The 24767-nt window shown below is 31.8% G+C and carries 22 protein-coding genes and 2 pseudogenes; 16 read left to right on the top strand and 8 right to left on the bottom strand.

Going from position 1 to position 24767, the window contains the following annotated elements:
* Nucleotides 1-8 precede the first annotated feature (8 nt).
* The gene (locus AC3VJB_RS08815) at nt 9-404 is read left to right on the top strand and encodes a hypothetical protein (protein ID WP_167713280.1); all 396 of its coding nucleotides are present in this window, start codon (nt 9-11) and stop codon (nt 402-404) included.
* Nucleotides 405-416: 12 nt separating this feature from the next.
* Nucleotides 417-1127, top strand: coding sequence for a YqjF family protein (locus tag AC3VJB_RS08810; protein ID WP_497667043.1), 711 nt, complete (start codon nt 417-419; stop codon nt 1125-1127).
* Nucleotides 1128-1188: 61 nt separating this feature from the next.
* On the opposite strand, the gene AC3VJB_RS08805 is transcribed toward AC3VJB_RS08810, so the two are convergent.
* The 3 genes from AC3VJB_RS08805 to AC3VJB_RS08795 form a co-directional block, all read right to left on the bottom strand.
* Nucleotides 1189-2115: a M43 family zinc metalloprotease gene (locus AC3VJB_RS08805; protein ID WP_497667042.1), complete on the bottom strand. Its 927-nt coding sequence runs from the start codon at nt 2113-2115 to the stop codon at nt 1189-1191.
* A gap of 207 nt (nt 2116-2322) precedes the next feature.
* On the bottom strand, nt 2323-5763 hold the full coding sequence (locus AC3VJB_RS08800; RefSeq protein WP_497667041.1) for a methylmalonyl-CoA mutase family protein: 3441 nt from the start codon (nt 5761-5763) through the stop codon (nt 2323-2325).
* A gap of 70 nt (nt 5764-5833) precedes the next feature.
* Entirely contained in the window at nt 5834-6157 is a 324-nt protein-coding gene (locus tag AC3VJB_RS08795; RefSeq protein ID WP_047788453.1) for a hypothetical protein, read from the bottom strand.
* Nucleotides 6158-6454: 297 nt separating this feature from the next.
* On the opposite strand from AC3VJB_RS08795, the gene hutU reads away from it, so the two are divergent.
* From hutU to AC3VJB_RS08770, 5 genes are all read left to right on the top strand, one after another.
* Nucleotides 6455-8449, top strand: a complete 1995-nt coding sequence (hutU, locus tag AC3VJB_RS08790; protein WP_497667040.1) for a urocanate hydratase — start codon at nt 6455-6457, stop codon at nt 8447-8449.
* An 11-nt stretch (nt 8450-8460) separates the two neighbouring features.
* The gene (locus AC3VJB_RS08785; protein ID WP_073181605.1) at nt 8461-8988 is read left to right on the top strand and encodes a DUF4136 domain-containing protein; all 528 of its coding nucleotides are present in this window, start codon (nt 8461-8463) and stop codon (nt 8986-8988) included.
* Nucleotides 8989-9070: 82 nt separating this feature from the next.
* Nucleotides 9071-9235: a C1orf53 family protein gene (locus AC3VJB_RS08780; protein ID WP_159432107.1), complete on the top strand. Its 165-nt coding sequence runs from the start codon at nt 9071-9073 to the stop codon at nt 9233-9235.
* A 53-nt stretch (nt 9236-9288) separates the two neighbouring features.
* Nucleotides 9289-9996 carry a DUF4197 domain-containing protein gene (locus AC3VJB_RS08775; protein WP_159489887.1) on the top strand — a complete coding sequence of 236 codons (708 nt, stop codon included), beginning with the start codon at nt 9289-9291 and terminating at the stop codon, nt 9994-9996.
* A 150-nt stretch (nt 9997-10146) separates the two neighbouring features.
* Nucleotides 10147-10344 carry a hypothetical protein gene (locus AC3VJB_RS08770; RefSeq protein ID WP_047788449.1) on the top strand — a complete coding sequence of 66 codons (198 nt, stop codon included), beginning with the start codon at nt 10147-10149 and terminating at the stop codon, nt 10342-10344.
* Here AC3VJB_RS08770 and AC3VJB_RS08765 read toward each other — a convergent pair.
* Together AC3VJB_RS08765 and AC3VJB_RS08760 are read right to left on the bottom strand one after the other, a co-directional pair.
* Nucleotides 10327-11085: an ABC transporter substrate-binding protein gene (locus AC3VJB_RS08765; protein ID WP_159489889.1), complete on the bottom strand. Its 759-nt coding sequence runs from the start codon at nt 11083-11085 to the stop codon at nt 10327-10329. The genes AC3VJB_RS08770 and AC3VJB_RS08765 overlap by 18 nt on opposite strands.
* Before the next feature lie 33 nt (nt 11086-11118).
* A complete protein-coding gene (locus tag AC3VJB_RS08760) occupies nt 11119-11889 on the bottom strand; it encodes a LytR/AlgR family response regulator transcription factor (protein WP_073182666.1) in 771 nt (256 codons plus the stop codon).
* A gap of 419 nt (nt 11890-12308) precedes the next feature.
* Between AC3VJB_RS08760 and AC3VJB_RS08755 the strand changes: the two genes are divergently transcribed.
* Both AC3VJB_RS08755 and AC3VJB_RS08750 read left to right on the top strand, forming a co-directional pair.
* A complete protein-coding gene (locus AC3VJB_RS08755; RefSeq protein ID WP_231128381.1) occupies nt 12309-15461 on the top strand; it encodes a SusC/RagA family TonB-linked outer membrane protein in 3153 nt (1050 codons plus the stop codon).
* A gap of 13 nt (nt 15462-15474) precedes the next feature.
* On the top strand, nt 15475-16962 hold the full coding sequence (locus AC3VJB_RS08750; protein WP_159489893.1) for a RagB/SusD family nutrient uptake outer membrane protein: 1488 nt from the start codon (nt 15475-15477) through the stop codon (nt 16960-16962).
* Between the two features lie 642 nt (nt 16963-17604).
* Here AC3VJB_RS08750 and AC3VJB_RS08745 read toward each other — a convergent pair.
* Both AC3VJB_RS08745 and AC3VJB_RS08740 read right to left on the bottom strand, forming a co-directional pair.
* Nucleotides 17605-17784, bottom strand: a complete 180-nt coding sequence (locus AC3VJB_RS08745; RefSeq protein WP_167713292.1) for a hypothetical protein — start codon at nt 17782-17784, stop codon at nt 17605-17607.
* Between the two features lie 260 nt (nt 17785-18044).
* Nucleotides 18045-19173, bottom strand: a pseudogene (locus AC3VJB_RS08740) (IS3 family transposase).
* 317 nt (nt 19174-19490) lie between these two features.
* Here AC3VJB_RS08740 and AC3VJB_RS08735 point away from each other — a divergent pair.
* Nucleotides 19491-19706 (top strand): annotated as a pseudogene (locus AC3VJB_RS08735) (RagB/SusD family nutrient uptake outer membrane protein); the annotation flags it as partial.
* A gap of 108 nt (nt 19707-19814) precedes the next feature.
* Here the strand turns inward: AC3VJB_RS08735 and pyrF are convergent.
* Nucleotides 19815-20630 carry an orotidine-5'-phosphate decarboxylase gene (gene pyrF / locus AC3VJB_RS08730; RefSeq protein ID WP_281979724.1) on the bottom strand — a complete coding sequence of 272 codons (816 nt, stop codon included), beginning with the start codon at nt 20628-20630 and terminating at the stop codon, nt 19815-19817.
* A 63-nt stretch (nt 20631-20693) separates the two neighbouring features.
* Here pyrF and AC3VJB_RS08725 point away from each other — a divergent pair, with 63 nt between their 5' ends.
* From AC3VJB_RS08725 to AC3VJB_RS08700, 6 genes are read left to right on the top strand one after another with little or no spacing between them, the layout of a single operon-like run.
* The gene (locus AC3VJB_RS08725; RefSeq protein ID WP_497667039.1) at nt 20694-21770 is read left to right on the top strand and encodes an ABC transporter permease; all 1077 of its coding nucleotides are present in this window, start codon (nt 20694-20696) and stop codon (nt 21768-21770) included.
* On the top strand, nt 21771-22244 hold the full coding sequence (locus tag AC3VJB_RS08720) for a TlpA family protein disulfide reductase (RefSeq protein WP_159489905.1): 474 nt from the start codon (nt 21771-21773) through the stop codon (nt 22242-22244).
* Nucleotides 22245-22303: 59 nt separating this feature from the next.
* Nucleotides 22304-23062, top strand: coding sequence for a triose-phosphate isomerase (gene tpiA, locus AC3VJB_RS08715; protein WP_073181586.1), 759 nt, complete (start codon nt 22304-22306; stop codon nt 23060-23062).
* Nucleotides 23062-23895 carry a 50S ribosomal protein L11 methyltransferase gene (prmA, locus tag AC3VJB_RS08710; protein ID WP_173359866.1) on the top strand — a complete coding sequence of 278 codons (834 nt, stop codon included), beginning with the start codon at nt 23062-23064 and terminating at the stop codon, nt 23893-23895. Before tpiA ends, prmA begins: the two co-directional genes overlap by 1 nt.
* A 5-nt stretch (nt 23896-23900) precedes the next feature.
* Nucleotides 23901-24176 (top strand): ATP-dependent Clp protease adaptor ClpS, encoded by a 276-nt coding sequence (locus tag AC3VJB_RS08705; protein WP_047788437.1) that lies wholly within the window; start codon nt 23901-23903, stop codon nt 24174-24176.
* Nucleotides 24177-24178: 2 nt separating this feature from the next.
* Complete coding sequence (locus tag AC3VJB_RS08700) at nt 24179-24451, top strand: hypothetical protein (RefSeq protein WP_047788436.1); 273 nt, start codon at nt 24179-24181, stop codon at nt 24449-24451.
* The last annotated feature ends 316 nt before the right edge of the window (nt 24452-24767 follow it).

Here is a 24767-nt window from a genome sequence, read left to right as displayed (position 1 = left end):
AAATAGTTATGGAGGTTCACTTAAAGATTATAGGGTGTTTGTTAATGCTTTTGGCTTTAATACATGTTATTTTTCCAAAATATTTTAATTGGAAAGATGAGTTAAAAGGTCTTAGTTTAATGAATAGGCAAATGATGATGGTTCATACTTTTTTTATAGCACTAACAGTGTTTTTAATGGGAAGTATTTTAGTGTTAGAAAGTAAAGAATTGATAGAAACAAACCTTGGAAGAAAAATTATATTAGGCTTTGCTATTTTTTGGTCTATTAGATTGTTTATGCAGTTATTTGTGTATTCACCTAAATTGTGGAGAGGAAAAAAGGTCGAAACAGTTATTCACGTTTTTTTTACATGTTTTTGGATATATATCAGTATAGTAACTTGGAGTATATATATTAACTAAAAATAAAATTATATGAGTTTTTTAAAAGCAGAATGGCGAAAATTGGTCATGGTAAATTATGAGGTGAATCCAGAAGTGCTAAAAGAGTATATACCTAAAGGTACTAAGTTAGATTTTTATGAAAATAAATGCTATACAAGTGTTGTAGGATTTATGTTCTTAAATACAAACTTATTAGGTGTAAGAGTTCCTTTTCATGTAAATTTTGAAGAAGTAAATCTTCGATTTTATGTAAAAAGAAAAGATAAGAGAGGGGTAGTTTTTATAAAAGAAATAGTACTCAAGCCAGCTATAACCTTTGTAGCGAATACTATTTATAAAGAAAACTATCAAACATTACCCATGAAACATAGTTGGGTAGAGAAAGATAATAAGTTAAAAATATCGTATCAATGGAAAATAAATAAGAAATGGAATTCAATATCAGTTGAAAGCTTATCAAAATCAATAGCTATTGAACCGAATACAGAAATTGAATTTATAGCAGAGCATTATTGGGGATATGCTAAGAGTGAAAGTAAAACTACTGAATACGAAGTGAAGCACCCTACTTGGAGTTATTATCTAGTGACAGATTATAAAATAGATGTTGATTTTACTGCTACTTATGGAGCGCATTTTTCTTTTTTACAGAGTCAAAAACCTAGCTCTGTATTTTTGCTAGAAGGTTCTGAAATAAGTGTTGAAAACAAAACAGTTTTACGTACTGAAAGAGTTTTATAAAAAATAAGTAGAGATAAAACTATTTCTACTTATTTACTTAGTTAAAATTTTTAATAGTAAGTTATCTATTTATCACATCAGAGGTAATTAGTGTTTTTCTTCTTTCTGCATGTTCAAGTACATATCTCATTCGTTTAATTTGTCCTTTAGTGAATACATTCATACATCTATCATCAGTAAGATTCATATAGTTGTTTACAGGAGCAGGTTGTCCGTCACAGGCTTTTGGAATTGTCCCATCACAACTATTAATAGAACCACTTACAGGTGGTGTGTCTTCAATAAAATCGTCATGATCATAACAGGGTTTTCCTTCAAGAGCAGCTCCCCAAATATGCAATAAACCTAAGAAATGTCCCATTTCGTGGGTTAATGTTTTACCAAGATTGAGACCTCCAGAAACATCGGATTTTCCAAAGTGATGAACATTAATTAAAATACCATCACCTATGGTTTTTAACTCATCTTTTATTCCAGGTAAGTTAGTAGTAGGAAAAGAAGCTGCACCAGCAAATGTATTAGGGGCATATCCGCCATATACCCAAATGTTGATATATTTATTAGGGTTCCAATATTCAAACTCAGGAAGCCAATCAAATCTGTCTTTATCACCTCTTACGGGAGTGTTGTCGTAATAATTAATACGGTTAATTCCGTTAGTTGGGTTCCCGTTAGGGTCTATTTCTGCAAGTTTAAATTGAATAAAAGAGTCACTACTAAGCGGGGAATTGTTTTCTCCTAAAGTGCCTGCTACTCTTCTAAAGTCGTGATTTAAAGATTGAATTTGTTCTTTAATACGTTCGGTAGCTAGGTTAAAGCCTTCGCCTATACTTTCTCCGCCATGTATTATGTGTACGACTACGGGTAAGGTGTAGACTTCTAAGTTATCTAAAGGAGGTTCTGGATTTTCTGGTAAATCAATTTTAGTTTCGCTACTGCAAGCAAATAGTAAAGAGAAAAGAGTAGTTATTAAAAAGGTTTTTTTCATAGAATTAATGGAGTTGTATCAAATTATTATTGATTAGACGCTACAGAAATAGAAAGGTTGCGTGTAATTTTTTTATTTAACATTTTATTATTTTAAAACAAAAGTTTAAGGAATAGAAACTCTTTAATAAAGAAGATATTTAAAAGTATAAAAAGCCTCACTTAAATTTAAGTGAGGCTTTAAATATTTATTTAAAGGCATTGCCTTTTACATGTTTCGTCTGTATTGACCACCAACTTCAAATAAAGCAGAAGTAATTTGACCTAACGAACAAACTTTAGTAGCATCCATTAATTTTTCAAAAAGATTTTGATTGTTAATAGCAGCCGATTGCATTTCAGATAAAAGCTGTTCTATTTTATCTTCATGTGCTTTGTTTAAGTTTTCTTTCGTTTTGATTTGGAATTGTTTTTCCTCCTCCGTAGCACGAATCACCTCTTGTGGAGTAACCGTTGGAGAACCTTTAGAACTTAAGAAGGTGTTTACTCCAATAATTGGGAATTCACCTGTATGTTTTAAGGTTTCGTAGTATAAACTCTCTTCTTGAATTTTAGAACGTTGGTACATCGTTTCCATTGCTCCTAAAACACCACCACGCTCCGTAATTCTATCGAATTCAGTTAACACAGCTTCCTCTACTAAATCAGTCAACTCTTCAATAATAAATGAGCCTTGAATTGGATTTTCATTCTTAGCTAATCCTAATTCTTTATTGATGATTAACTGAATTGCCATCGCACGACGTACAGATTCTTCTGTAGGCGTTGTAATTGCCTCATCATAAGCATTTGTATGTAACGAGTTACAGTTGTCGTAAATCGCATATAACGCTTGTAGTGTTGTACGAATATCATTAAAATCAATTTCTTGAGCGTGTAATGAACGTCCAGAAGTTTGAATATGATATTTTAGCATTTGAGCTCTAGGGTTCGCTCCGTATTTATGTTTTAAAGCTTTTGCCCATATTTTACGTGCCACACGACCAATCACGGCATATTCAGGATCAATACCATTAGAGAAGAAGAACGATAAGTTTGGTCCAAACTTATTGATATCCATTCCTCTTGATAAGTAGTATTCTACGTAAGTGAATCCATTCGCTAAGGTTAAGGCTAACTGTGTAATTGGATTCGCACCAGCTTCTGCAATATGATATCCAGAGATAGATACTGAGTAGAAATTACGGACATTTTTCTCAATAAAATATTCTTGTACATCACCCATTAAACGTAATGCAAATTCCGTAGAGAAAATACACGTGTTTTGTGCTTGGTCTTCTTTTAAAATATCTGCCTGAACCGTACCACGTACTTGTGCTAAGGTATTTGCTTTAATTTCAGCGTATACATCCGCAGGTAAAATTTGATCACCAGTAACACCTAAAAGTAGTAATCCTAATCCGTCATTACCTTCTGGTAAATCACCATTATATTTAGGACGTTCTATACCTTTATCGTCATATAATTCTTTAAGTTTTGCTTCAACCTTTTTCTCTAGTTTGTGCTCCTTGATGTATTTTTCACAATTCTGATCGATTGCAGCATTCATAAAGAATCCTAATAACATTGGTGCAGGACCATTAATGGTCATAGAAACCGAAGTCATAGCATGACTTAAATCGAAACCAGAGTATAATTTTTTAGCATCGTCTAAACAACAAATAGATACCCCAGCATTTCCAATTTTACCGTAAATATCAGGTCTGTGTCCTGGGTCGTTACCATATAGTGTAACCGAGTCAAATGCAGTAGATAAACGCTTTGCAGGCATTCCCAAACTTACATAGTGGAAACGACGATTGGTACGTTCTGGTCCACCTTCACCAGCAAACATACGTGTAGGATCTTCTCCAGTACGTTTAAATGGGTATAATCCTGAAGCATAAGGAAATTCTCCTGGAACATTTTCTTGTAAATTCCAACGTAATAAATCACCCCAAGCTTGGTATTTTGGTAACGCTACTTTCGGAATTTGGGTGTGTGAAAGTGATTCTGTGTGTGTTTCTATTTTAATTTCCTTATCACGTACTTTAAACGAGTAAATAGGATCTTTATATTTTTTTACTTTGTCTTGCCAGTTTAAAATAATTTCCCAGTTATGTGGGTCAAGATTTAGTTTTACTTTATCGAATTGAGCAAATAATAACTTTACAAATGGTTGCTCTTCCTCCTGAACTTGTTTCTGAATAGCATCTTGGTCAATTCCGTTTTTAGTAAGGAAAGATTCCGTCACTTCGTTTGGAATGACAGATAAGATGGTTTGATAGATTCCGTATAATTTCTGAGCTACTTTTTCTTGCTCATCAACTTTTTTGTCGTAAGCGCGGTTGTTTTCTGAAATCTCAGATAAATAACGCGTTCTACTTGGTGGAATTACAAATATCTTTTCAGACATTTCTTTCGTAATTTCAAAAGTAGATTGTAAATCGGCTCCAGTTTTTTCAACCAATTTATCCATAATCGCTTTATACAACGAATTCATTCCTGGATCGTTAAATTGAGAAGCAATCGTTCCAAATACAGGCATGTCATCCATGTGAACATCCCATAAATTGTTGTTACGCATGTATTGTTTTTTCACATCGCGTAAAGCATCTAAAGCGCCTCTTTTATCAAATTTATTGATGGCTACTAAATCAGCAAAATCAAGCATGTCGATTTTTTCTAGCTGAGTTGCAGCACCAAATTCAGGAGTCATTACATACAAAGAAGTATCAGAATGTTCGATAATCTCTGTATCTGATTGTCCAATACCTGAAGTTTCTAAAATAATTAAATCAAACTCAGCAGCTTTTAAAACTTCTACCGCTTCGTTTACATATTTAGATAAGGCTAAGTTGGATTGACGTGTTGCTAACGAACGCATGTATACTCGTTCGTTGTTAATAGCATTCATACGAATACGGTCACCTAATAAAGCACCGCCCGTTTTTCTTTTCGATGGATCTACAGAGATTAATCCGATAGTTTTGTTTGGAAAATCAATTAAGAAACGACGAACTAATTCGTCAACTAAACTCGATTTACCAGCACCACCCGTACCCGTGATACCTAATACTGGAGTTTTGGAGTTTTTATTTTTTTTATGAATGGTTTCTAAAGCTTCTTTAGCAACTTCGGGGAAGTTCTCTGCAGCAGAAATTACACGAGCAATACTGCCAACTTCTTTATCGGCTAATTTATCTACTTCTCCATTTAATGCATCTCCAATGGCAAAGTCTGATTGTTGAACTAAATCATTAATCATTCCTTGTAATCCCAATTCACGACCATCATCAGGAGAGTAAATACGAGTAATTCCATAGTCCATCAATTCTTTGATTTCCTCTGGTAGAATTACTCCGCCACCACCTCCGAATATTTTAATATGTCCAGCTCCTTTTTCTTGCAATAAATCGTACATGTACTTAAAGTACTCGTTGTGTCCACCTTGGTACGAAGTCATAGCAATTGCATTTGCGTCTTCTTGAATAGCACAGTTTACTACTTCTTCAACGCTTCTATCATGTCCTAAGTGAATTACTTCAACCCCAGTAGATTGAATAATTCGGCGCATAATATTAATGGCAGCGTCGTGTCCATCAAATAAAGAAGCCGCAGTTACAATTCGTACTTTGTGTTTAGGTTTATAGGGAGTTATTTGTTCCATTCGTAAATTGTCTTAATTTTCGGGTACGCAATTTACGGAAATCTTAAAAAATAGACGGATGTTTTAACAATTATAAATAAGAAAGGAATGCCCATCTCTTTCGAGTAGAGATATATTCTAAATTATGTTCATTTTGATAGGCCTCTCGTTCAAAACTTAGGTTTTTATAAGCTAATGATGTTTTTCGATAAATTAATAGCTTAATAAGCCATTCTAAAAAATAGAAAAGATAAAAGAAGACAATTAGTAACTCTAATTGCTGTTTTAAGTGTATTTTTTCATGATTTATTAAAACAGGATCACCTTTTAAATCTTCTCTTTTTAAGAATATAAAAGGGTATAATGTCATTCCAGAAAATCCTTTTGGTATTATATGTTTTGAAATAAATATCATAAACTTGTTCATGCAATAAACTTACCAAAGGTACAATTTATTGTTAGGACAAGAGTAAAAATACAAGAAGAAGAAAAAATTATACTTTTTAAAGATGCTGTTTTTAACTGTATAGACTTATATTTGTGCAAACTTCAAAGAAATGGATTTTTTAACTCTAAAATATAAAAAGAGGATTGAAGCTCAGTATCACAGAGCCGATATCCGTTATCCATAGTTTCTTCATTTTTACGATTATAAACAGATTTAAAATTAATAAGTTTTCATTTTTTAATTGGAAACGATAAACCGTATAAAATGACTTTTAAAGAACAAATAAAACAAGGAATACCTACTACATTACCTCCAAAAAAGGAGTATGACACCACCATAAATCACGCACCAAAACGTAAAGAAATTTTAACTGATGAAGAGAAGAAATTGGCTTTACGTAATGCATTGCGTTATTTTGATAAAAAACATCATTCAGCATTATTACCAGAATTTGCTGAAGAATTAGAGAGGTACGGACGAATTTATATGTATCGTTTCCGTCCTGATTATAAGATGTATGCGCGTCCTATTGAAGAGTATCCAGGGAAATCAGAGCAAGCAAAAGCGATTATGGTAATGATTCAAAATAATTTGGATTATGCAGTAGCACAGCATCCTCACGAATTAATTACTTATGGTGGTAATGGAGCAGTATTTTCTAATTGGGCACAGTATTTATTAACCATGAAGTACTTATCTGAAATGACCAATAAACAAACTTTGGTAATGTATTCAGGACACCCAATGGGATTATTCCCATCACATAAAGATGCACCAAGAGTAGTGGTTACCAATGGTATGATGATTCCGAATTATTCAAAACCAGATGATTGGGAAAAGTTTAATGCGTTAGGAGTAACTCAATATGGGCAAATGACAGCAGGAAGTTACATGTATATAGGTCCACAAGGAATTGTACATGGAACAACAATTACTGTGTTAAACGGATTCAGAAAAATAGGAAAGTCTCCAAAAGGTAATTTATTTGTTACTGCTGGTTTAGGAGGAATGAGTGGTGCGCAACCAAAAGCAGGAAATATAGCAGGTTGTATTACAGTGTGTGCTGAGGTGAATCCGAAAATAACGCAGGTTCGTTTAGATCAAGGTTGGATTGATGAAAAAATCACCGATTTAGATGAATTGGTAGTACGTGTTCGTAAAGCAAAGGAAAACGAAGAAGTTGTTTCGTTAGCATATTTAGGAAACATCGTGGATGTTTGGGAAAAGTTTGCTGAAGAAAATGTGTATATTGATTTAGGTTCAGATCAAACATCGTTGCACAATCCATGGGCAGGAGGTTATTATCCAGTAGATATGTCGTTTGAAGAATCAAATGAAATGATGGCGAATAATCCAGAGTTGTTTAAAGAAAAAGTACAAGAAACCTTACGTCGTCACGCAAAAGCGATTAATAAACATACAGAAAAAGGAACGTATTTCTTTGATTACGGGAATGCCTTTTTATTGGAAGCGAGTAGAGCAGGAGCTGATGTAATGAACCCAAATCCGACGTTGGGAAGAGAGTTCAAGTATCCTAGTTATGTACAAGATATTATGGGGCCTATGTGTTTTGATTATGGTTTTGGGCCTTTCCGTTGGGTATGTACTTCAGGAAAACCAGAAGATTTAGCCAAAACGGATGCGATTGCTTGTAAGGTATTGGAGAAAATTATGAAAAAATCTCCAGAAGAAATCCAACAACAAATGGCAGATAATATTCAGTGGATTAAAGGAGCGCAAGAAAATAAGTTAGTTGTAGGTTCACAAGCACGTATTTTATATGCAGACGCTGAAGGACGTATGAAAATAGCAGAAGCGTTTAACAAAGCAATTAAGAAAGGAAAAATTGGTCCAGTAGTCTTAGGTCGTGATCATCATGATGTATCTGGAACTGATTCACCTTACCGTGAAACTTCTAATATTTATGATGGTTCGCGCTTTACAGCAGATATGGCAATTCATAATGTAATAGGAGATAGTTTTAGAGGAGCTACTTGGGTTTCTATTCACAATGGAGGTGGAGTAGGTTGGGGAGAAGTAATTAATGGAGGGTTTGGCATGCTTCTTGATGGTTCTAAAGATGCATCAAGGCGCTTAAAATCAATGCTTTTCTGGGATGTGAATAACGGAATAGCAAGACGTAGTTGGGCACGAAATAATGAAGCTGTTTTTGCTATTAAACGTGCCATGGAAGTTGAAAAGAAACTAAAAGTTACACTTCCAAACTTAGTGGACGATGCGTTATTAGAAAACATGTAAACTCTTAGAAAATGAAAAATTTAAAATTACTTTTTTTGCCAATTGTAGCTTTACTAATTACTTCATGTAGTTCAGTAAGAGTAGTAACGGATTATGATACACAAACAGATTTTAATAAATACAAAACGTTTGCGTTTTACAAAACAGGTATAGACAAAGCTCCAATCTCTGATTTAGATAAAAAACGTATTATGCGTGCTATTGAAGCAGAGTTGACGGCGAAAGGGATGACAAAATCAGCTACCCCAGATGTTTTAGTGAGTTTGTTTACAAAGTCTCGTGAGCGTATTAATGTGAATGATAATTTCTATGGAGGATTTTACTATCCATGGTATTATGGACCAAGTCCAGTAACTGTTTCTCAATATACCGAAGGTACGTTGTTTATTGATTTGTTAGATGCTGACAAAAAAGAGTTAGTATGGCAAGGAATAGGAACGGGAGCTTTGAGTACAAGTAGTGTAGAAAGAAAGGAAGCTCGTATTAAAGAATTTGTGGCTGAGATTATGGCGGAGTATCCACCTAACGCTAAAAAGTAAGATTTAAATTTTTTAAGATATACAAATACGTTAAGCAGAATTATAAAGTCTGTTTAACGTATTTTTTTATGATATTTGTAGTATGAGAAATAAGATATTAAAACCCACTCCTGATGAGTATTATACTAATGAGCAAGGGTATAGGGTTTTTAAAGAAGCGTATCATTTACGACGAGGATATTGTTGTAAAAGTGGTTGTAAACACTGTCCGTATGGATATGATAAAAATACCGATAGTTTCAAATAAATGTGACAATAATTAGTTTATTGTTTCTAATAGATAAAATCAAACAAGTAAACATGAAAAAAATTACAGTATTCTTTATTGCACTTACTTTTATGGGATGTGCAGAATTACAAAAAGTAGTAAATCAATTACCACAAGGAGGGGTGTTAACACAAGAACAGATTGGTAATGGTTTGCGTCAAGCTTTAGATAACGGAATTCAGCATCAAGTAACTAAATTAACTTCAAAAGATGGTTTTTATAGAAATGACTTGGTAAAAATTTTATTACCAGAGGAATTACAAGTAGTAGACAAGGGTTTGAGAAAGATAGGTTTAGGTAATTTAGCTGATGAAGGATTAAAAGCAATTAATAGAACTGCTGAGGATGCTGTAAAAACAGCAACTCCAATTTTTGTGAACGCCGTTAAGGAAATTACGTTTACAGATGCAAAAAATATTTTATTAGGAGCTGATAACGCAGCGACTTCTTATTTAGAAGGAAAAACAACTTCTGCGTTATATGCTGAGTTTAATCCAGTAATTAAAAACTCATTTTCGAAAGTAGGAGCTGATAAAATTTGGTCAAACTTAATCACGAAATACAATAGTATTCCGTTTGTTAAAAAAGTGAATCCAGACTTAACAGACTATGTAACAACTGAAGCGTTAGATGGTGTGTTTACTATGATTGCGGTTGAAGAAAAAGGTATACGTAATAAAGTAGGATTACGTAATACAGCATTATTACGTCAGGTATTTGCGTTACAGGATAGTAAATAGAATTAAAAAGCTCTTGAGAAATCAAGAGCTTTTTTGTTATTAGTAATATTAAAAATAGGGGTTTTCCCCATTTTATATTTAATTGTTTTTTTATATTGTTGTAAATCAAATAAATATGTATATTTATAATCCGTGTTAACCCAATTATAAATGTCAAGAATTAATCAATTACGTAGATACAGAAAACATCTTGAAGAGAGATATCTAAGGTTGGTTGAGACAGCTAATGATTATAAATATGAAGATGAGTGCAAAAGTGATCGCTCAGCATTCAAAGCGATGAAGATATTGGAAAAACTAAATAGAATAAAATATTTAGATGAAGATATGTCAAGCCCTGTTGTGTAACTCCTTAAAGTAATCAAAAGCTTTTAACAGTCTACTACCGTACCAAGAAAAGTATTCACCGTCAACCAATATAGGAGTCAGGTTGTTAGTGTGTTCTATAATCTCAAGAATGTGTTTTTCTTTGAAAGGAAAAGGTTCAGAAGAAAGTAAAATTAATTCTGGTTTTTTCTTATTGATATTTTTTATGTCAACTTCTGGATACCTTTTTTCGTTAGCATAAACATTTTCAAATTTGTTTAATTCTAGTAGGTGATTTATAAACGTATTACTTGCTGCAACCATCCAAGGATTTCTCCAAATAAAATAAGCAACTTTTCTACTTTTTTTATTTTTAATAAACTTTTTAAAATCAATTATTTTTGACTCTAATTTATTAGTTATTTTTTTAGCTTCAATTTGCTTCTCAAAAAAACTTCCGTACAAAGAAATTAACTCTATAGAGTCTGTAAGTGTAAAAACATCAGAAACATGGGTAAACGCTACTTGCTGGCAGGCTTCTACTATTTCTTTGGTGTTTTCTTCTCTGTTACAAAGAATAATGTCTGGTTGAAGCTCTTTAATTTTATCTATTTTTATGTTTTTGGTGCCACCAACAATAGTTTTTGTTTTAGTTAAATGTGTTGGGTGAACGCAAAATTTTGTTATTCCTAATATATTGTCTTCGAGACCTAAATCAACTAAAAGTTCTGTTTGACTAGGAACTAAAGAAATAATTCTTTTATATTTTTTGTTAGTGTTCATTAAACAAAATTAATGATTCAAAAGAAAGGATTTTTATTTAACCCCCATAAGTTCTTGAAAATCTTTTTTATAGCTTTTACTTACTCTAAAAGTTTTGTTATCGTTAATTTTTACATCTGTCTCACCATAATTGGAAGTGATGATCTCATCAATAAAATTAGAGTTGATTATAGTAGATCTGTGAATTCTAACAAAAAAATTAGAGTTTAACCTTTTAATTATGCTTGATAAAGATTCACGTAGTAGATACTTTTTATTATCAGTAGTGAAAATTTCTACATAATAACCTGAAGCGGATATATACTTAATAGCGTTTCGTTCTAAGAAAATTATTTTGTTTCCCGATTTAATATTAATCTTGGTTCCTTTTACAGGCATTTCAATAGGAGTCTTCTCTTTTACTAGATCTATGATGTTATCTAAATCAGAAAGTTTTTCTATTTTCTTATAATCAATAACCTTTTTAATAGAAGCATAAAAACGATCTTCTTTTAATGGTTTTAAAAGATAATCAAAAGCAAAGTAGTCAAAAGCTTTCACAGCATGTTCGTTAGAAGAAGCTGTGAAAATAAAAATAGGCTTTTTAGGTAGAGTTATTTTTTCGATAATATCAAACCCAGTCATATCGTTTATTTTGGTGTCAAGATATACAACATCTGGGTTTAAAGTGTTGATTTTCTTTATAGCGTCTAAGCCATTAGAAGATTCATCAACAGTTTCTATAAAACTGTAATCGCTCACTAAGTTTTTAAACCGAAGTCTAGCAGAATTTTCTTCGTCAACGATTAGAATTGATATTTTCATTTTCATTTTATTTTCTAGGAGCTGTAACAGTTGAAGTTATAGAATACCCTAATTTCATAGTTGTTTAACAATTGTTGAAATTTAATAATTATACTTCCAAATTAGTAATTAAAGGAACTTACTATTTGAATACAATTTGTGGCAAAAATAAAGAAGAACTCCTTTAAAAGCTAGTAAAAATAGTAGGCTTTTAATATTTTAACATTAATTAACAGGTGGCTTTTTTTAATGAGCATGTTGTTAACTTCTTAAAATTGTTTTTTCACATCAAATTAAAAGGTGTTAACTTCAAAAAGGTGTTAACAAAAACTTATAGCCTTTAGATTTACAACTGTTAATTAATAAAAATTTAATAATTTATGAATCTACATTTGAAAAATGTAATCTGTGTATTTTTATTCTTCAGTTTTTTACTGAATATGAGCGCACAGGAGAAAAAAATCACTGGAGTGGTATCTGATAGTGCAGGACCTTTACCTGGTGTGAATGTAATTTTAAAAGGTACGACCATGGGTACTGAAACAGACTTTGATGGTAAGTATTCATTAAACGCAAAAACAGGAGATGTTTTAGTTTTTAGTTTCGTTGGAATGCAAGTAACTGAGAGAACAGTGGGAGCAGGATCAGAACTAAATGTTTTAATGAAAGAAGATGCTAACATATTAGATGAAATAGTAGTTGTTGGTTATGGAACAACAACTAAACAATCTTTTACAGGTACAGCAAAAGTTGTTAAAACAGAAAATTTAGAAGCAAAAAGTGTTTCTAATGTGTCTCAGGCTTTAGCAGGAGAAATAGCAGGGGTTAATGTAATTAATACATCAGGACAACCAGGAACAGCTGCTACTATTCGTATTCGTGGTTTTGGTTCTGTTAATGGAAACAGAGATCCTTTATATGTAGTAGATGGTGTGCCTTTTTCTGGTTCTATTAACTCAATAAACCCATCAGATATTGAATCTACAACTGTTTTAAAGGATGCGTCAGCAACAGCTATTTACGGTTCTAGAGGAGCAAATGGTGTGATTATGATTACTACTAAAACTGGAAAATCAGGAAAAACGTCAGTTGAAGTTGATTTAAAAACAGGGGTTAACTTTCAGTTATTACCAAGATATGATGTAATAAAATCACCAGATGAGTATATAGAGTTGTCATGGCACGCAATGGCTAACCAAGGTTTGTTTGATGGAAAAACAAATGATGGAGCAGCTTATGCAAACCAAAATTTGTTTTCAAGAGGAGGTATAAGAGATGTTTTTAATTATTTCTCAACAAATGATGTTTCTCAAATAATTGACCCAGTAACAGGAAAAGTAAGACCTGGGGTGTCTAGAAAGTACACTCCAGAAGAATGGTCAGATTATGCTTTTCAATCATCAATCAGAACTGAAGCAAATGTTAAGATGAGTGGAGGGAGTGAAAATACTAAATATTTTAGTTCTTTTGGATATCTAGACGATAAAGGATATTCGATTAACTCAGGTTATAAAAGGTATGCATCAAGATTAAATATTACACATAAACCAGCAGAATGGTTAACAGCTAAGGCTAATGTTGGATATACATTAGGAAGAACAACACAAAATGGGCAGTCGGAAGATTCAGGTAGTGTTTTCTGGTTTGTAGATAATATCCCTTCGATTTATCCTTTATTCGAACGTGACGCAGAAGGTAATCCTATAAAAGATACAAAATATGGAGGAAATAAATACGATTATAGAGACCGAGGTTTTGGTGGAGGTACAAATGCTTTAGGTAATGCTCAACATAATTTTATTGGTTCTGATCGTCACTCATTAAATGGTAATTTTTCATTTAAAGTATCTCTTTTAGAAGGGTTAGAATTTGAAACACAATATGGGGCTCAATATTATAGTAGAATCTATAATGAAGTTCAAAACCCATTTTATGGTTTTGCTGTTCAGCAAAGAGGAACTTTATTTAAAAGAAACTCTAGTGCTCTAACACAAAACTTTTTAAATATTTTTAGATTTAATAAAAAATTTGGAAACCATAGTTTTTCTGCTTTAGCAGCACACGAAACAAACCAAAGTGAGTATGAAACAAGTACTTTGAGTAAAAATAAGGTAGTTAATTTACAAAATGGATTAAAAGATCCTCATAACTATGTGGTAGTGTCAGCTCCTCCAACAGGGTATAGAACTAAGTCAGCTTTAGAAAGTTATTTCGGGCAAGTATCATATAACTACAAAAGAAAGTATTATTTCTCAGGAGCTATAAGACGTGATGGTTCTTCAAGGTTTGCAAAAGATAAATGGGGTACTTTTGGTTCAGTAGGTGCTTCATGGGTTTTATCTGAAGAAAATTTCATTTCAAATATAGATTTTATTGATTTTTTAAAGTTTAAAGCAAGTTATGGTATTTTAGGTGATCAAGCCGGAGTTGATATATACTCAGGGAGAAATACATATACTATTGGTAACTTAGGAGGTGAAATTTCATTAAGACCAAATGATTTACAAAACCCGTATTTAACTTGGGAAACTTCTAAGATGTTTCAAACTGGTTTAGAGTTTACTATTTTTAATAATAAGTTAGAAGGTGCTTTTGATTATTATGTTAAGAACACAGAGGACTTAATCTTTGAAAGAGGTGTAGCTCCATCTACAGGTAATGAAATTTTAGACGTAAATGATGGTACGCTAAGAAACTCTGGATTTGAATTTGATTTAACTGCACATTTATTAGATAAAGAAAATTATAAATTAGATTTTGGTATTAATGGAGAGATGTTTAACAGTAAGTTAACAGAAATGCCTATTGATCCATCTACAGGAGAAAGAAAGGTTTTAGATATTTCAGGAGGTTATGGTAGAGCTAAAGATAAAGGAATTTATGATTATTATTTAAGAGAATGGGCTGGGGTAGATACACAAACAGGGAACCCTCTTTGGAATCAATACTACCATGATGCTAATAATAATGGAACAGTAGATGCTGGTGAAGGTATTAAAAGTTTAACTGAATATAAAAGACAATTTCCAAATAACGCAATTAGCAAAACTACAACAAATGAGTACAGTGATGCTACTCAAAAGTTTATAGGAAAATCTATTATTCCTAAAGTTAGAGGAGCGTTCAGATTGAATGCTAAAATACATGACTTTACAATAAACACTTTATTCGGTTATAGTTTAGGAGGATACTCATATGATAATGTATATGCAGGTTTAATGGATAATAGTCAAGTAGGGTCAGATAACTGGCATACTGATATTCGAAATAGCTGGAAAAACCCAGGAGATGTTACTAACGTACCAAGATTAATAAGTGATAGAAATTTACAAGTAAACTCTGTATCGTCTCGCTTTATAACGTCAACAGACTATTTAGCTTTAAGTAATGTAAGATTAGGATATACAGTTCCTAGTAGTTTTATTGAAAACTCAGGAGTAAAATCTTTAAATCTATGGATAGCGGGTGATAACTTATTTTTATTAAGTGCAAGAGAAGGTTTTAATCCTATGACTTCTGAGACAGGTTCATCAAGTGTATATCGCTATCAGCCATTATCTACAATAACTTTTGGTGTAAGAGCTAAATTTTAAATTTTAAAAACATATGAAAAAATATATAAAACCAATATTATTAGGAGCAATTACAGCTTTTTCAGTAAGCTGTAGTGATGATTTTCTTGAAGAAAGCCCTACAGAAAATGTGACTGTTAACGATGTGGCTGAAACAGGAAAGATTTACCCAGATATTTTAGATGGAACTTTAAGAGGTATATATGAAACTATGTTTCAGGTAGAAACAGGAGGGACTGAAGACCATGAAGATTATGGACAAAAAGGCTACGACCTTATAAGTGATATTTTGTCTGGTGACATTGCATTAGCTCAAAATATCTATAATAGATATAGTAATGTAGCCCAATTAACTTCTACTAATGATTTCACGTTTACGACTCCAAATTTTATAGCTTGGAGATATTATTATAGAATAATTAATTCTAGTAATTTAGTAATAAAATCATTAGGAGGTAATGATGCTGCAATTACTGATGCTAATAGAGAGCAAATGGGACAAGCTAAAGCTTTAAGAGCCTATGGTTATTTTTACCTAACTCAGTTATATATTCCAGAATACACACCTACATCTAAGGTTTTACCTATATATACTGAAGCTAATTCTGAAGCTCAACCACAAAGTACAACAGAAGAAGTGTATAAGTTAATGATAAAAGATTTAGAGGAGTCAATTTCTCTTCTAGATTCATACAGTAGAAGTAATTTATACCAAATAAATAAACATGTAGCAAAAGGTCTCTTAGCTTATGTTTATGCGTCAAGAGGTTTAAATGATGACAATGTCAAAGCTAAAGAATTAGCAGAAGAGGTTATAACTGAAGGAGGTTTTCCTTTGACTTCTAAAAAGAAAGTTACAGGAGGTTTTAATAATGTAGCTGAAAATCCAAGTTGGATGTGGGGAGTTGATCTTACTATTGACAACGGACTAGATTTAGTGTCTTGGTGGGGACAAATGGATTACTATACATTCAGTTACCAGTCGTTTGGAGATTTAAAACAAATAGATTTAGGTTTATATAACTCTATAAAAGATAAGGATGTTAGAAAAACTCAGTTTGATGGTGATACAGACTCAGGAAGTTATTTAATGCCAATTAATAAGTTTTATCACCCAGCAAAAAAGTTTAGAGGTCAACGAAATGTAGATACTGATTATATTTATATGAGAGTTGATGAAATGTATTTATTATCTGCTGAAATGTCTGCCAAAGAAGGTTTAGAGGGAGATGCTAAAAATCGTTTAAAAGATTTATTAGCAGAAAGATACGATGACGTAGCTGATTATGCATACGTTGATGGTTTATCAGGACAAGCTTTGCAAGATGAAATTTATTTACAAACAAGAATTGAGTTTTGGGGTGAAGGAAAAAGTTACTTAGCACTAAAAAGAAATAAAGCAACTTTAACTAGAGGTTCAAATCATTTATATTTAGCAGGTGATTCTATGAATTATAATGATGATAGATTAGTTCTTGAAATTCCACAAGCAGAAGTTCAGAATAATCCATTTATAAATTAATTTTTTTAGTAAATTGGTTTACTAAAAAATAAGCATTCCCCTAAAAAAAATGGGCAGAGAATTAATTCTCTGCCCATTTTATAGTATAGTAATAGTTTTTCAATTCAAATAAAAGGTAATTCAAATCAAAGTTATAATAATGAAAAGTTAAGCTTAATACATTTGCTGTAACTTATACCAACTTTGTTTTCATTGGTGTAATTATTTGAATTAATTATTATAAAGCTAAGGAGTCATTAACCTTAGCTTTTTCTTTTCCAGTTGTTCTACAAGCTTCTTTTCTTTGTTTAATATTATTGTTGTTTAATCCCTTTAAGTATTTTTTGCTCTATACTAGTAGTTTTAGAGCTTTTAAGTTTCTAATTTGTGTTTGAGTAATGTAATCAAGCTCCAAGTCAGAAAATGTGTAGCTGTAACACAAGAGTTTAAGTTGACAAATGAGCAGCAAAAAGAATTTGAACGAGCAATGGAAGTTATTTGCAAGATATCAATTAAGACTATGGAATATTTTGAAATTCCAAACTTTATTGAAGCTAAGTTTAATATCAGTAAAGACAGGTGTTTTTTTAAATGTGAACAATTAAAACAGTAGTATGAAAAAGACAATGAATAAAAAAAGCGGATTGAAGTCCGCTCTTTTACTTAACAATCGTGAATTTCCCAATGACAATTTAGATCAGGTTCAGTACTTGTTGGATTATCTTCTGAAGTAACTACACCGTCACATACACGTACTTTCTTATAGCATGAACTCCCCCCATTAATAGATTGTTGTTCTGAATTGTTTAAGACTGTTCCTAATTTTGAAATGTTCTTTAACATAATTTAAATTTTAAAAGTTTCTCAAACTTATGCAAATAAAAATAAAAAAATAAAAGAAAAAACGTAAAAAAAGTAAGGTAAGTTCATATTTAACTAAAATTAACAAGCCATAAAAACAGTAAAATTTTAAGACAAGATGAACAAAATAAAAGAATATGACTGAAAAAATGTGAAGTTTTTTAAACGGTAAAGAATTAGATTCGAATTTTGAAACTGAAGAGCTGCAACAGATTGTGTAAGCTTCCCCAGATTAGAACTGCTTAGTTTTCCAAAATTATATTTTTATTTTGTTTTTTAACACCTCTTGTGCTAGCACAAGAGGTGTTAAGTCTTGCATATTTTACTGGCGGGATTTTACCTAGACTATCGTGTGGTCTTTTATGGTTGTAATCGTCCATCCATATTTTAGTTTGCTCTCGAACTTGATTTAAGTTTTCAAAAATATACTTGTTTAAAACTCCACGCCTGTAAGAACCATTGAAACGTTCAATAAAAGCATTTTGAGTTGGTTTTCCAGGTTGTATATATTTAAATTCTATATGATGCATCTCACTCCATTCTTTTGTGATATTTGCAATAAACTCAGGACCGTTGTCCATTCGTATCTTTTGCGGTTTCCCTTTTTTATTAATTAAATGATTGAGCACCCAAACAATACGATTACTCGTTAATGAATAGTCTATTTCGATATGTAATACCTCTCTATTAAAATCATCAATTACATTAAATGCTCTAAAGCGTTTTTTGTTTTCTATGACGTCGGTTACAAAATCCATACTCCAAGTATGGTTTAATATATTTGGAACTTCTAGAGGTTCTTTAATTCTTGCAGGCAGGCGTTTCTTCACCTTCCTTCTTAAGGGAAGTCCTAAGGCTACATAAACACGATGTACATGCTTGTGATTCCAAGGCTTTCCTTCTTCACGTAAGCGATCAAAAGCTTTCCAAAATCCTCTTCTGAATGGTTTTTAGCTTTTTGTTGTAATGCTTTTTCTATAACCTTATCATCTTTAGGCTGTGACTCATAGTAATACACACTTTTACTCATATTTAACACACGGCACGCCCTATTGATGCCGTAATGAATAAGTTCTTTAGTAATACTTCGTTTACGACAGGGCTTTAGAGCTTTTTTTCTATAATCTCTTTAGCCAGCTGGTGATCTAGAGCTAAACTAGCATACATTTGTTTTAACCTATAATTTTCTTGTTCTAGTTCTTTGAGTCGTTTTAATTCTTTAGAATTCATCCCAGCATATTTTGAACGCCATTTGTAAAATGCAGCAGCACTTACGCCGTGATCACGGCTTATCTGGTCAACACTCTTGCCCTTGTCGAACTCTTTTAAAATCTTTGCAATCTGTTGCGGTGAAAATTTACTTTTTCTCATACATACTGTCTAAAGTTAAGATTATTATTCTAATTTTAAACAGTTCGGTTTTTGGGGAAGCTTACAATTGAGGTTGTAATTTCAGATTACAAGAAACCCCTTACGGAATTAAACCTAATACCAGAATAGCATTATCTAACTAATTTTAATAAAAACGCTACAAAATGAGAACACAAGAAGAAAAACAGCTAGCAATTAATACACTTGAAACTCAAAAGAAAAGTTTGTCGCCATTCTCAATGTTTGGTGACCCTAACCAGCAAACTATAGAAGCTCAAATAAAGGTAATTAATGAGGGAATGGATGAAGAGGGTATAGTAGAATTATGGGGAGAAGGTTTTGGATATACAGATAAAATTCGTTGGGATGAAGGGATAGACCATGGAGCCAATGGAGGTTCGGGAGCTTCAGCAGTACTTTACCAAGGAGCTTATCAAATAGAAAAACCTTCTTTAAATGATGACTGGATTTTTAAAATTCCTCAAGCAGAGATAAATGCCAATCCAAACATATCACCAAGTGATCAAAACTAAAAGAGTTGTGAATAGAATAAGAAGCTAATTACATTAAATTTTTGTTTTCATTTAATGTAGTTATTTGAATTAATTTTAAGCCAAGGAGTCATTAACCTTGGCTTTCTTTTATTTTAAAATATTTTCCATTTGTTGTTGTAACTCTTTAGCTTTAGCAGCAGCAGCCTCAGCAAAATCACTCTCGTTAGAAGCATAAATAACTCCACGAGAAGAATTAATTAATAAGCCTACAGTGTTCTTAGTCATCCCGTATTTACAAACTTTTTCTAAACTACCTCCTTGGGCACCAACCCCAGGAACTAATAAAAAGCTTTCAGGAATAATTTTTCTGATATCAGCTAAATATTCAGCCTTCGTAGCGCCAACTACGTACATTAAATTCTGTGAGTTTTTCCAAGATTTAGAAGTTTCAATTACTTGTTTGTATAACTCTTTACCATCAACAGTTTTTGTTTGGAAGTCAAAAGCGCCTTGGTTAGAAGTTAAAGCCAACATAATAGTATGTTTATCTTCAAAAGCTAAAAAAGGTTCAACAGAATCTTTTCCCATGTATGGAGCAACCGTTACCGAGTCAAAAGCTAAGTCTTCAAAAAAAGCTTTTGCATACATGGTACTAGTATTACCAATATCACCACGCTTAGCATCAGCAATGGTAAAAATTTCAGGGTGTTTTTCGTTTAAGTAATTAATCGTTCTTTCAAGAGATTTCCAGCCTTTAATTCCATAAGCTTCATAAAAAGCAGTATTAGGTTTGTAAGCTACACAAAGATGGTGAGTAGCATCAATAATAGCTTTATTAAAGGCAAAAATAGGATCTTCCTCTTGAAGTAAATGTGCTGGAATTTTGTTTAAATCAACATCTAATCCAATACATAAAAATGATTTCTTTTTTTGAATTTCAGATACAAGTTGTTGTGTTGTCATGTGTTGTTGTAAAAGTTAGGCAAAAGTACATAAATTTAGCAGTTTCTGTTATCTTTGTTATATATGTTTCAATATATCGTTAACAAAATTTTTTACGGATTCTTAACACTGTTTGGGGTAGTTACTGTAATATTCTTACTGTTTAATATCTTACCTGGTGATCCAGCTCGTATGATGTTAGATCAGAGAGAAGACACCGAACAACTACAAAATATTCGAAAAAAATACGGATTTGATAAACCTGTATTCACACAATATTTGTATTATTTGAATGATGTTTCTCCGTTGTCGTTTCATAGTAAAAACACAGATGATTATACCTTTTTATTAGAAGAAAAATACAATGCGCAACACTTATTTTCTATAGGAAATACAGAGGCGGTTGTAAAAACGCCGTATTTACGTCAATCATTTCAAAAAAACGGAAAAAATGTTTCCGAAGTAATTAAAGAAACGTTACCCAATACAGCAATTCTAGCGGTGGTAGCCATAACCATTGCTTTAATTTTAGGAATTATTTTAGGAGTCTTTTCGGCCTTATTTAAAGATACATTTTTTGATAGAATCATAGCAGTCATTAGTACTTTAGGAATGAGTGTTCCTTCTTTCTTTTCGGCAATTTTATTTGCTTGGTTATTCGGTTTTGTATTACATAAGTACACAAGTTTAGAAATGACTGGAAGTTTGTACGAAGTAGATGATTTTGGAGAAGGAATGCATATTCAATGGAAAAATTTAATGCTACCAGCAATAGTGTTAGGTATTCGCCCGTTAGCAGTGGTAATTCAGTTAATGCGAAACTCGTTGTTAGAAACGCTGAGTCAAGATTACATACGAACTGCAAAATCAAAAGGGTTAACGATGTATCAAGTAATAAAAAAGCACGCCTTAAAAAACTCATTAAACCCAGTAATAACAGCAATTTCTGGATGGTTTTCATCTATGTTAGCAGGCGCGGTTTTTGTAGAGTATATTTTTAACTGGAACGGATTAGGAAAAGAAATAGTAAACTCGCTAAATACTCTTGATTTACCCGTAATTATGGGAGCTGTTTTAGTAGTGGCTACGTTATTTATAATCATAAATATTATAGTAGATATTTTATATAGCTGGTTAGACCCTCGAATAAGATTACAATAAATGAGAACATTTTTTTTATTAACAATCATAGTTTTTTTATCAAGTTGCGCTGTTTTTCAGCCAAAACATTTTACTGAAACATCTTTGAATGAAGAATTACTAACTTTAGAAAGAGAGTCAATTTCATTTAAGGAAGTCTTAAAGCGAAATAAAGGCAAAAAGATATTTGTACAAATATTTGCAACCTATTGTCCCTATAGTCAAAAGAGCTTTAAAGATGTGCTTTCATTTCAAAAGAAAAACTCACAATTTGAATATGTGTTTTTATCGGTAGACCATTCGTACCATGATTGGAAAAGAGGTTTAGAAAGTATTCCTGTTAAAGGACAGCACTATTACATTCAGAAGAAAGGTAAAGGTGAACTTGGAAAGTTTTTAAAACTAAAAACAATTCCACGATTTTTAATTGTTGATGAAGAAGGAAGTATTGAGATATTTAAATCGTCAAAGGTGTCGGATAAATTAATTCGTTAAAGCCTAGAAAAAATGTAATTTTGCAAACATAAAATCAATAACCAGAAAAAATAACACACGTGAGACAAAAAATAGTTGCAGGTAACTGGAAGATGAATAAAAACCTTGATGAAGCAAAAGAATTAATTGAGGGAATAAAGGAAGAAGTAAAAACTGGTTTAGAAGAAGGTACTAGAGTGATAGTTGCTCCTAGTTTTGTAAACCTAGAGTCAGCAGTAAAAAACACTGAAGAATCACTTGTAGAAGTTGCCGCACAAAACATGCATCAATCTAAAAGTGGAGCGTTCACAGGAGAGGTTTCAGCAGATATGCTAACAAATTTAGGTGTTAGCATAGTAATTTTGGGGCATTCTGAACGTAGAGAATACTTTGGTGAAACGGATGAGTTATTAGCTCAAAAGGTAGATGCTGCTTTGGTGAACGGATTAGAAGTAATTTTTTGTTTTGGAGAATTATTAGAAGATAGAAAGTCAGGAAATCATTTTGGGGTGGTTGAAAGTCAGGTTAAAAAAGCATTGTTCCACTTAAAAGAAGAAGCTTTTAAGAATATTATTTTAGCCTATGAGCCAGTTTGGGCTATTGGAACAGGAGAAACAGCTTCACCAGAGCAAGCACAAGAAATGCATGCTTTTGTAAGAGAAATTTTTGCTAAAGAGTATGGAAAAGAAATAGCAGATACCATTTCAATTTTGTATGGAGGAAGTGTAAAACCAGCCAATGCTAAAGAAATTTTTTCTAAGCCAGATGTTGATGGAGGTTTAATAGGTGGAGCGGCATTAAAAGTTGAAGATTTTGCAGCAATAATTAAATCAATTTAATGGACAATATTTATATAGAATATACTTTTGAAGTAACACCAAAAGAACCAACTACAGAAATTCTAATCGCTGAGTTAGGTGCCTTAGGGTTTGAAAGTTTTGTTGAAAATGAAAATGGAGTTATAGCATATATCCAAAAAGAAGATTGGAATAAAGATATTTTAAATGATGTTTTTGTTTTAAACTCAGAAGAGTTTTCAATTGACTATAAACACAAAGAGATAGAACAAACGAATTGGAATGAAGAATGGGAAAAGAATTTTAATCCTATTCAAGTAGACGATTTGGTTAGTATCCGAGCTCCATTTCATGAAAACCCTAACTTGAAGTACGATATCGTTATTGAGCCAAAAATGAGTTTTGGTACAGGACATCATGAAACTACATACATGATGGTACAACATTTGATTAATTTAGATGTAACGAGTAAAAAAGTACTAGATATGGGGTGTGGTACAGGGATTTTAGCAATTTTTGCAGAAATGAAAGGAGCACAACCTATTGATGCTATAGATATTGACGTTTGGTGTTATGAGAATTCATTAGAGAATGTAGAAAGAAATAACTGTAAACATATTTCGGTTTATGAAGGAGATGCATCTTTATTAAAAGGGAAAAAATATGATGTTATTATAGCGAATATCAACCGAAATATTTTGTTAAATGATATGGAAACCTACACGAGTTGCTTAACTGAAAAAGGAGTTTTATTATTAAGTGGATTTTATAGTGAAGATATTCCAGTGATTGATAATGAGGTTTCTAAGTACAGTTTAACATTAAAAGATACCATAAAAAGAAATAATTGGGTAGCTTTGCAGTATCAAAAATAAAACAAATGAGTACGATAGAAAAAATTCAAGAAGAGCTTGATGTTTTATTAAATGAAACAAGAAAGCATGAAATTGTTTTGCATAACGATGATGTAAATACTTTTGATTTTGTAATTGATAGCCTTGTAACTGTATGTGATCATACATTAGAGCAGGCAGAACAATGTACTATCTTAGTACATTATAAAGGTAAGTGTTCGGTTAAAACAGGAGAGTATAAAGATTTAGAACCAAGATGCTCTAAATTATTAGAATTAGGTTTATCAGCAGAGATAATATAAGAATGGAGAACATTTTTAGGTATTACGAATTTTCAGGTTTTTTAAAAGATAACTCAGGAACGTTTCAAGAAAACGAAATAAGTTTTTCGGAACTGAACAAAGAACATTTTTTAATTTTTGAAAAAAAAGATTCACAATATAACTTGTACGTATCAAAATACAGCTCAAAAAAGAGTATAGGGAAGGAGCCACCAGAAATACTGGAGCTATTGATAGAAAATTACGATAAGTCTATACCAGAGCACAGAATAGTACTTAGAAAATATTTATATTAAAAACTCAAAATTTATTTTGAGTTTTTTTTATGTTTTAGGTGACCAAATTAAAAATATAGTGTCATAATAATGTAAGCAAAATAAAAGAATATAATTTTTTAAAAGATATTACCTCTTAAATGCATAACTTCTCTTTTTTGCCTAAAGCTTGTAAAGGGAAGTTATTTAATTTTTAAAAATAGTAGTAGTTAGTTTTTATACTAAGTTTGGTTAGACGAAGAGGCCTTAAACTATAAGTTTAAGGTCTTTTTATTATTGTTTTTTTAACTAAAAAAAATAAAGATAAAGTAAAAAAGAATGAAAAATAATGTATCTT

The sequence above is a fragment of the Tenacibaculum sp. TB-53 genome (assembly GCF_059716285.2).
Note: the sequence above shows the minus strand (reverse complement) of the source record. Positions and strands in the feature narration are given on the sequence as shown.

What these genes read in the sequence shown, in the direction of transcription:
- AC3VJB_RS08815 (WP_167713280.1), top strand. Translation starts at nt 9, where the DNA reads ATGGAGGTTCACTTAAAGATTATAGGGTGTTTGTTAATGCTTTTGGCT.
- AC3VJB_RS08810 (WP_497667043.1), top strand. Translation starts at nt 417, where the DNA reads ATGAGTTTTTTAAAAGCAGAATGGCGAAAATTGGTCATGGTAAATTAT.
- AC3VJB_RS08805 (WP_497667042.1), bottom strand. Translation starts at nt 2,115, where the DNA reads ATGAAAAAAACCTTTTTAATAACTACTCTTTTCTCTTTACTATTTGCT.
- AC3VJB_RS08800 (WP_497667041.1), bottom strand. Translation starts at nt 5,763, where the DNA reads ATGGAACAAATAACTCCCTATAAACCTAAACACAAAGTACGAATTGTA.
- AC3VJB_RS08795 (WP_047788453.1), bottom strand. Translation starts at nt 6,157, where the DNA reads ATGATATTTATTTCAAAACATATAATACCAAAAGGATTTTCTGGAATG.
- hutU (WP_497667040.1), top strand. Translation starts at nt 6,455, where the DNA reads ATGACTTTTAAAGAACAAATAAAACAAGGAATACCTACTACATTACCT.
- AC3VJB_RS08785 (WP_073181605.1), top strand. Translation starts at nt 8,461, where the DNA reads ATGAAAAATTTAAAATTACTTTTTTTGCCAATTGTAGCTTTACTAATT.
- AC3VJB_RS08780 (WP_159432107.1), top strand. Translation starts at nt 9,071, where the DNA reads ATGAGAAATAAGATATTAAAACCCACTCCTGATGAGTATTATACTAAT.
- AC3VJB_RS08775 (WP_159489887.1), top strand. Translation starts at nt 9,289, where the DNA reads ATGAAAAAAATTACAGTATTCTTTATTGCACTTACTTTTATGGGATGT.
- AC3VJB_RS08770 (WP_047788449.1), top strand. Translation starts at nt 10,147, where the DNA reads ATGTCAAGAATTAATCAATTACGTAGATACAGAAAACATCTTGAAGAG.
- AC3VJB_RS08765 (WP_159489889.1), bottom strand. Translation starts at nt 11,085, where the DNA reads ATGAACACTAACAAAAAATATAAAAGAATTATTTCTTTAGTTCCTAGT.
- AC3VJB_RS08760 (WP_073182666.1), bottom strand. Translation starts at nt 11,889, where the DNA reads ATGAAAATATCAATTCTAATCGTTGACGAAGAAAATTCTGCTAGACTT.
- AC3VJB_RS08755 (WP_231128381.1), top strand. Translation starts at nt 12,309, where the DNA reads ATGAGCGCACAGGAGAAAAAAATCACTGGAGTGGTATCTGATAGTGCA.
- AC3VJB_RS08750 (WP_159489893.1), top strand. Translation starts at nt 15,475, where the DNA reads ATGAAAAAATATATAAAACCAATATTATTAGGAGCAATTACAGCTTTT.
- AC3VJB_RS08745 (WP_167713292.1), bottom strand. Translation starts at nt 17,784, where the DNA reads ATGTTAAAGAACATTTCAAAATTAGGAACAGTCTTAAACAATTCAGAA.
- pyrF (WP_281979724.1), bottom strand. Translation starts at nt 20,630, where the DNA reads ATGACAACACAACAACTTGTATCTGAAATTCAAAAAAAGAAATCATTT.
- AC3VJB_RS08725 (WP_497667039.1), top strand. Translation starts at nt 20,694, where the DNA reads ATGTTTCAATATATCGTTAACAAAATTTTTTACGGATTCTTAACACTG.
- AC3VJB_RS08720 (WP_159489905.1), top strand. Translation starts at nt 21,771, where the DNA reads ATGAGAACATTTTTTTTATTAACAATCATAGTTTTTTTATCAAGTTGC.
- prmA (WP_173359866.1), top strand. Translation starts at nt 23,062, where the DNA reads ATGGACAATATTTATATAGAATATACTTTTGAAGTAACACCAAAAGAA.
- AC3VJB_RS08705 (WP_047788437.1), top strand. Translation starts at nt 23,901, where the DNA reads ATGAGTACGATAGAAAAAATTCAAGAAGAGCTTGATGTTTTATTAAAT.
- AC3VJB_RS08700 (WP_047788436.1), top strand. Translation starts at nt 24,179, where the DNA reads ATGGAGAACATTTTTAGGTATTACGAATTTTCAGGTTTTTTAAAAGAT.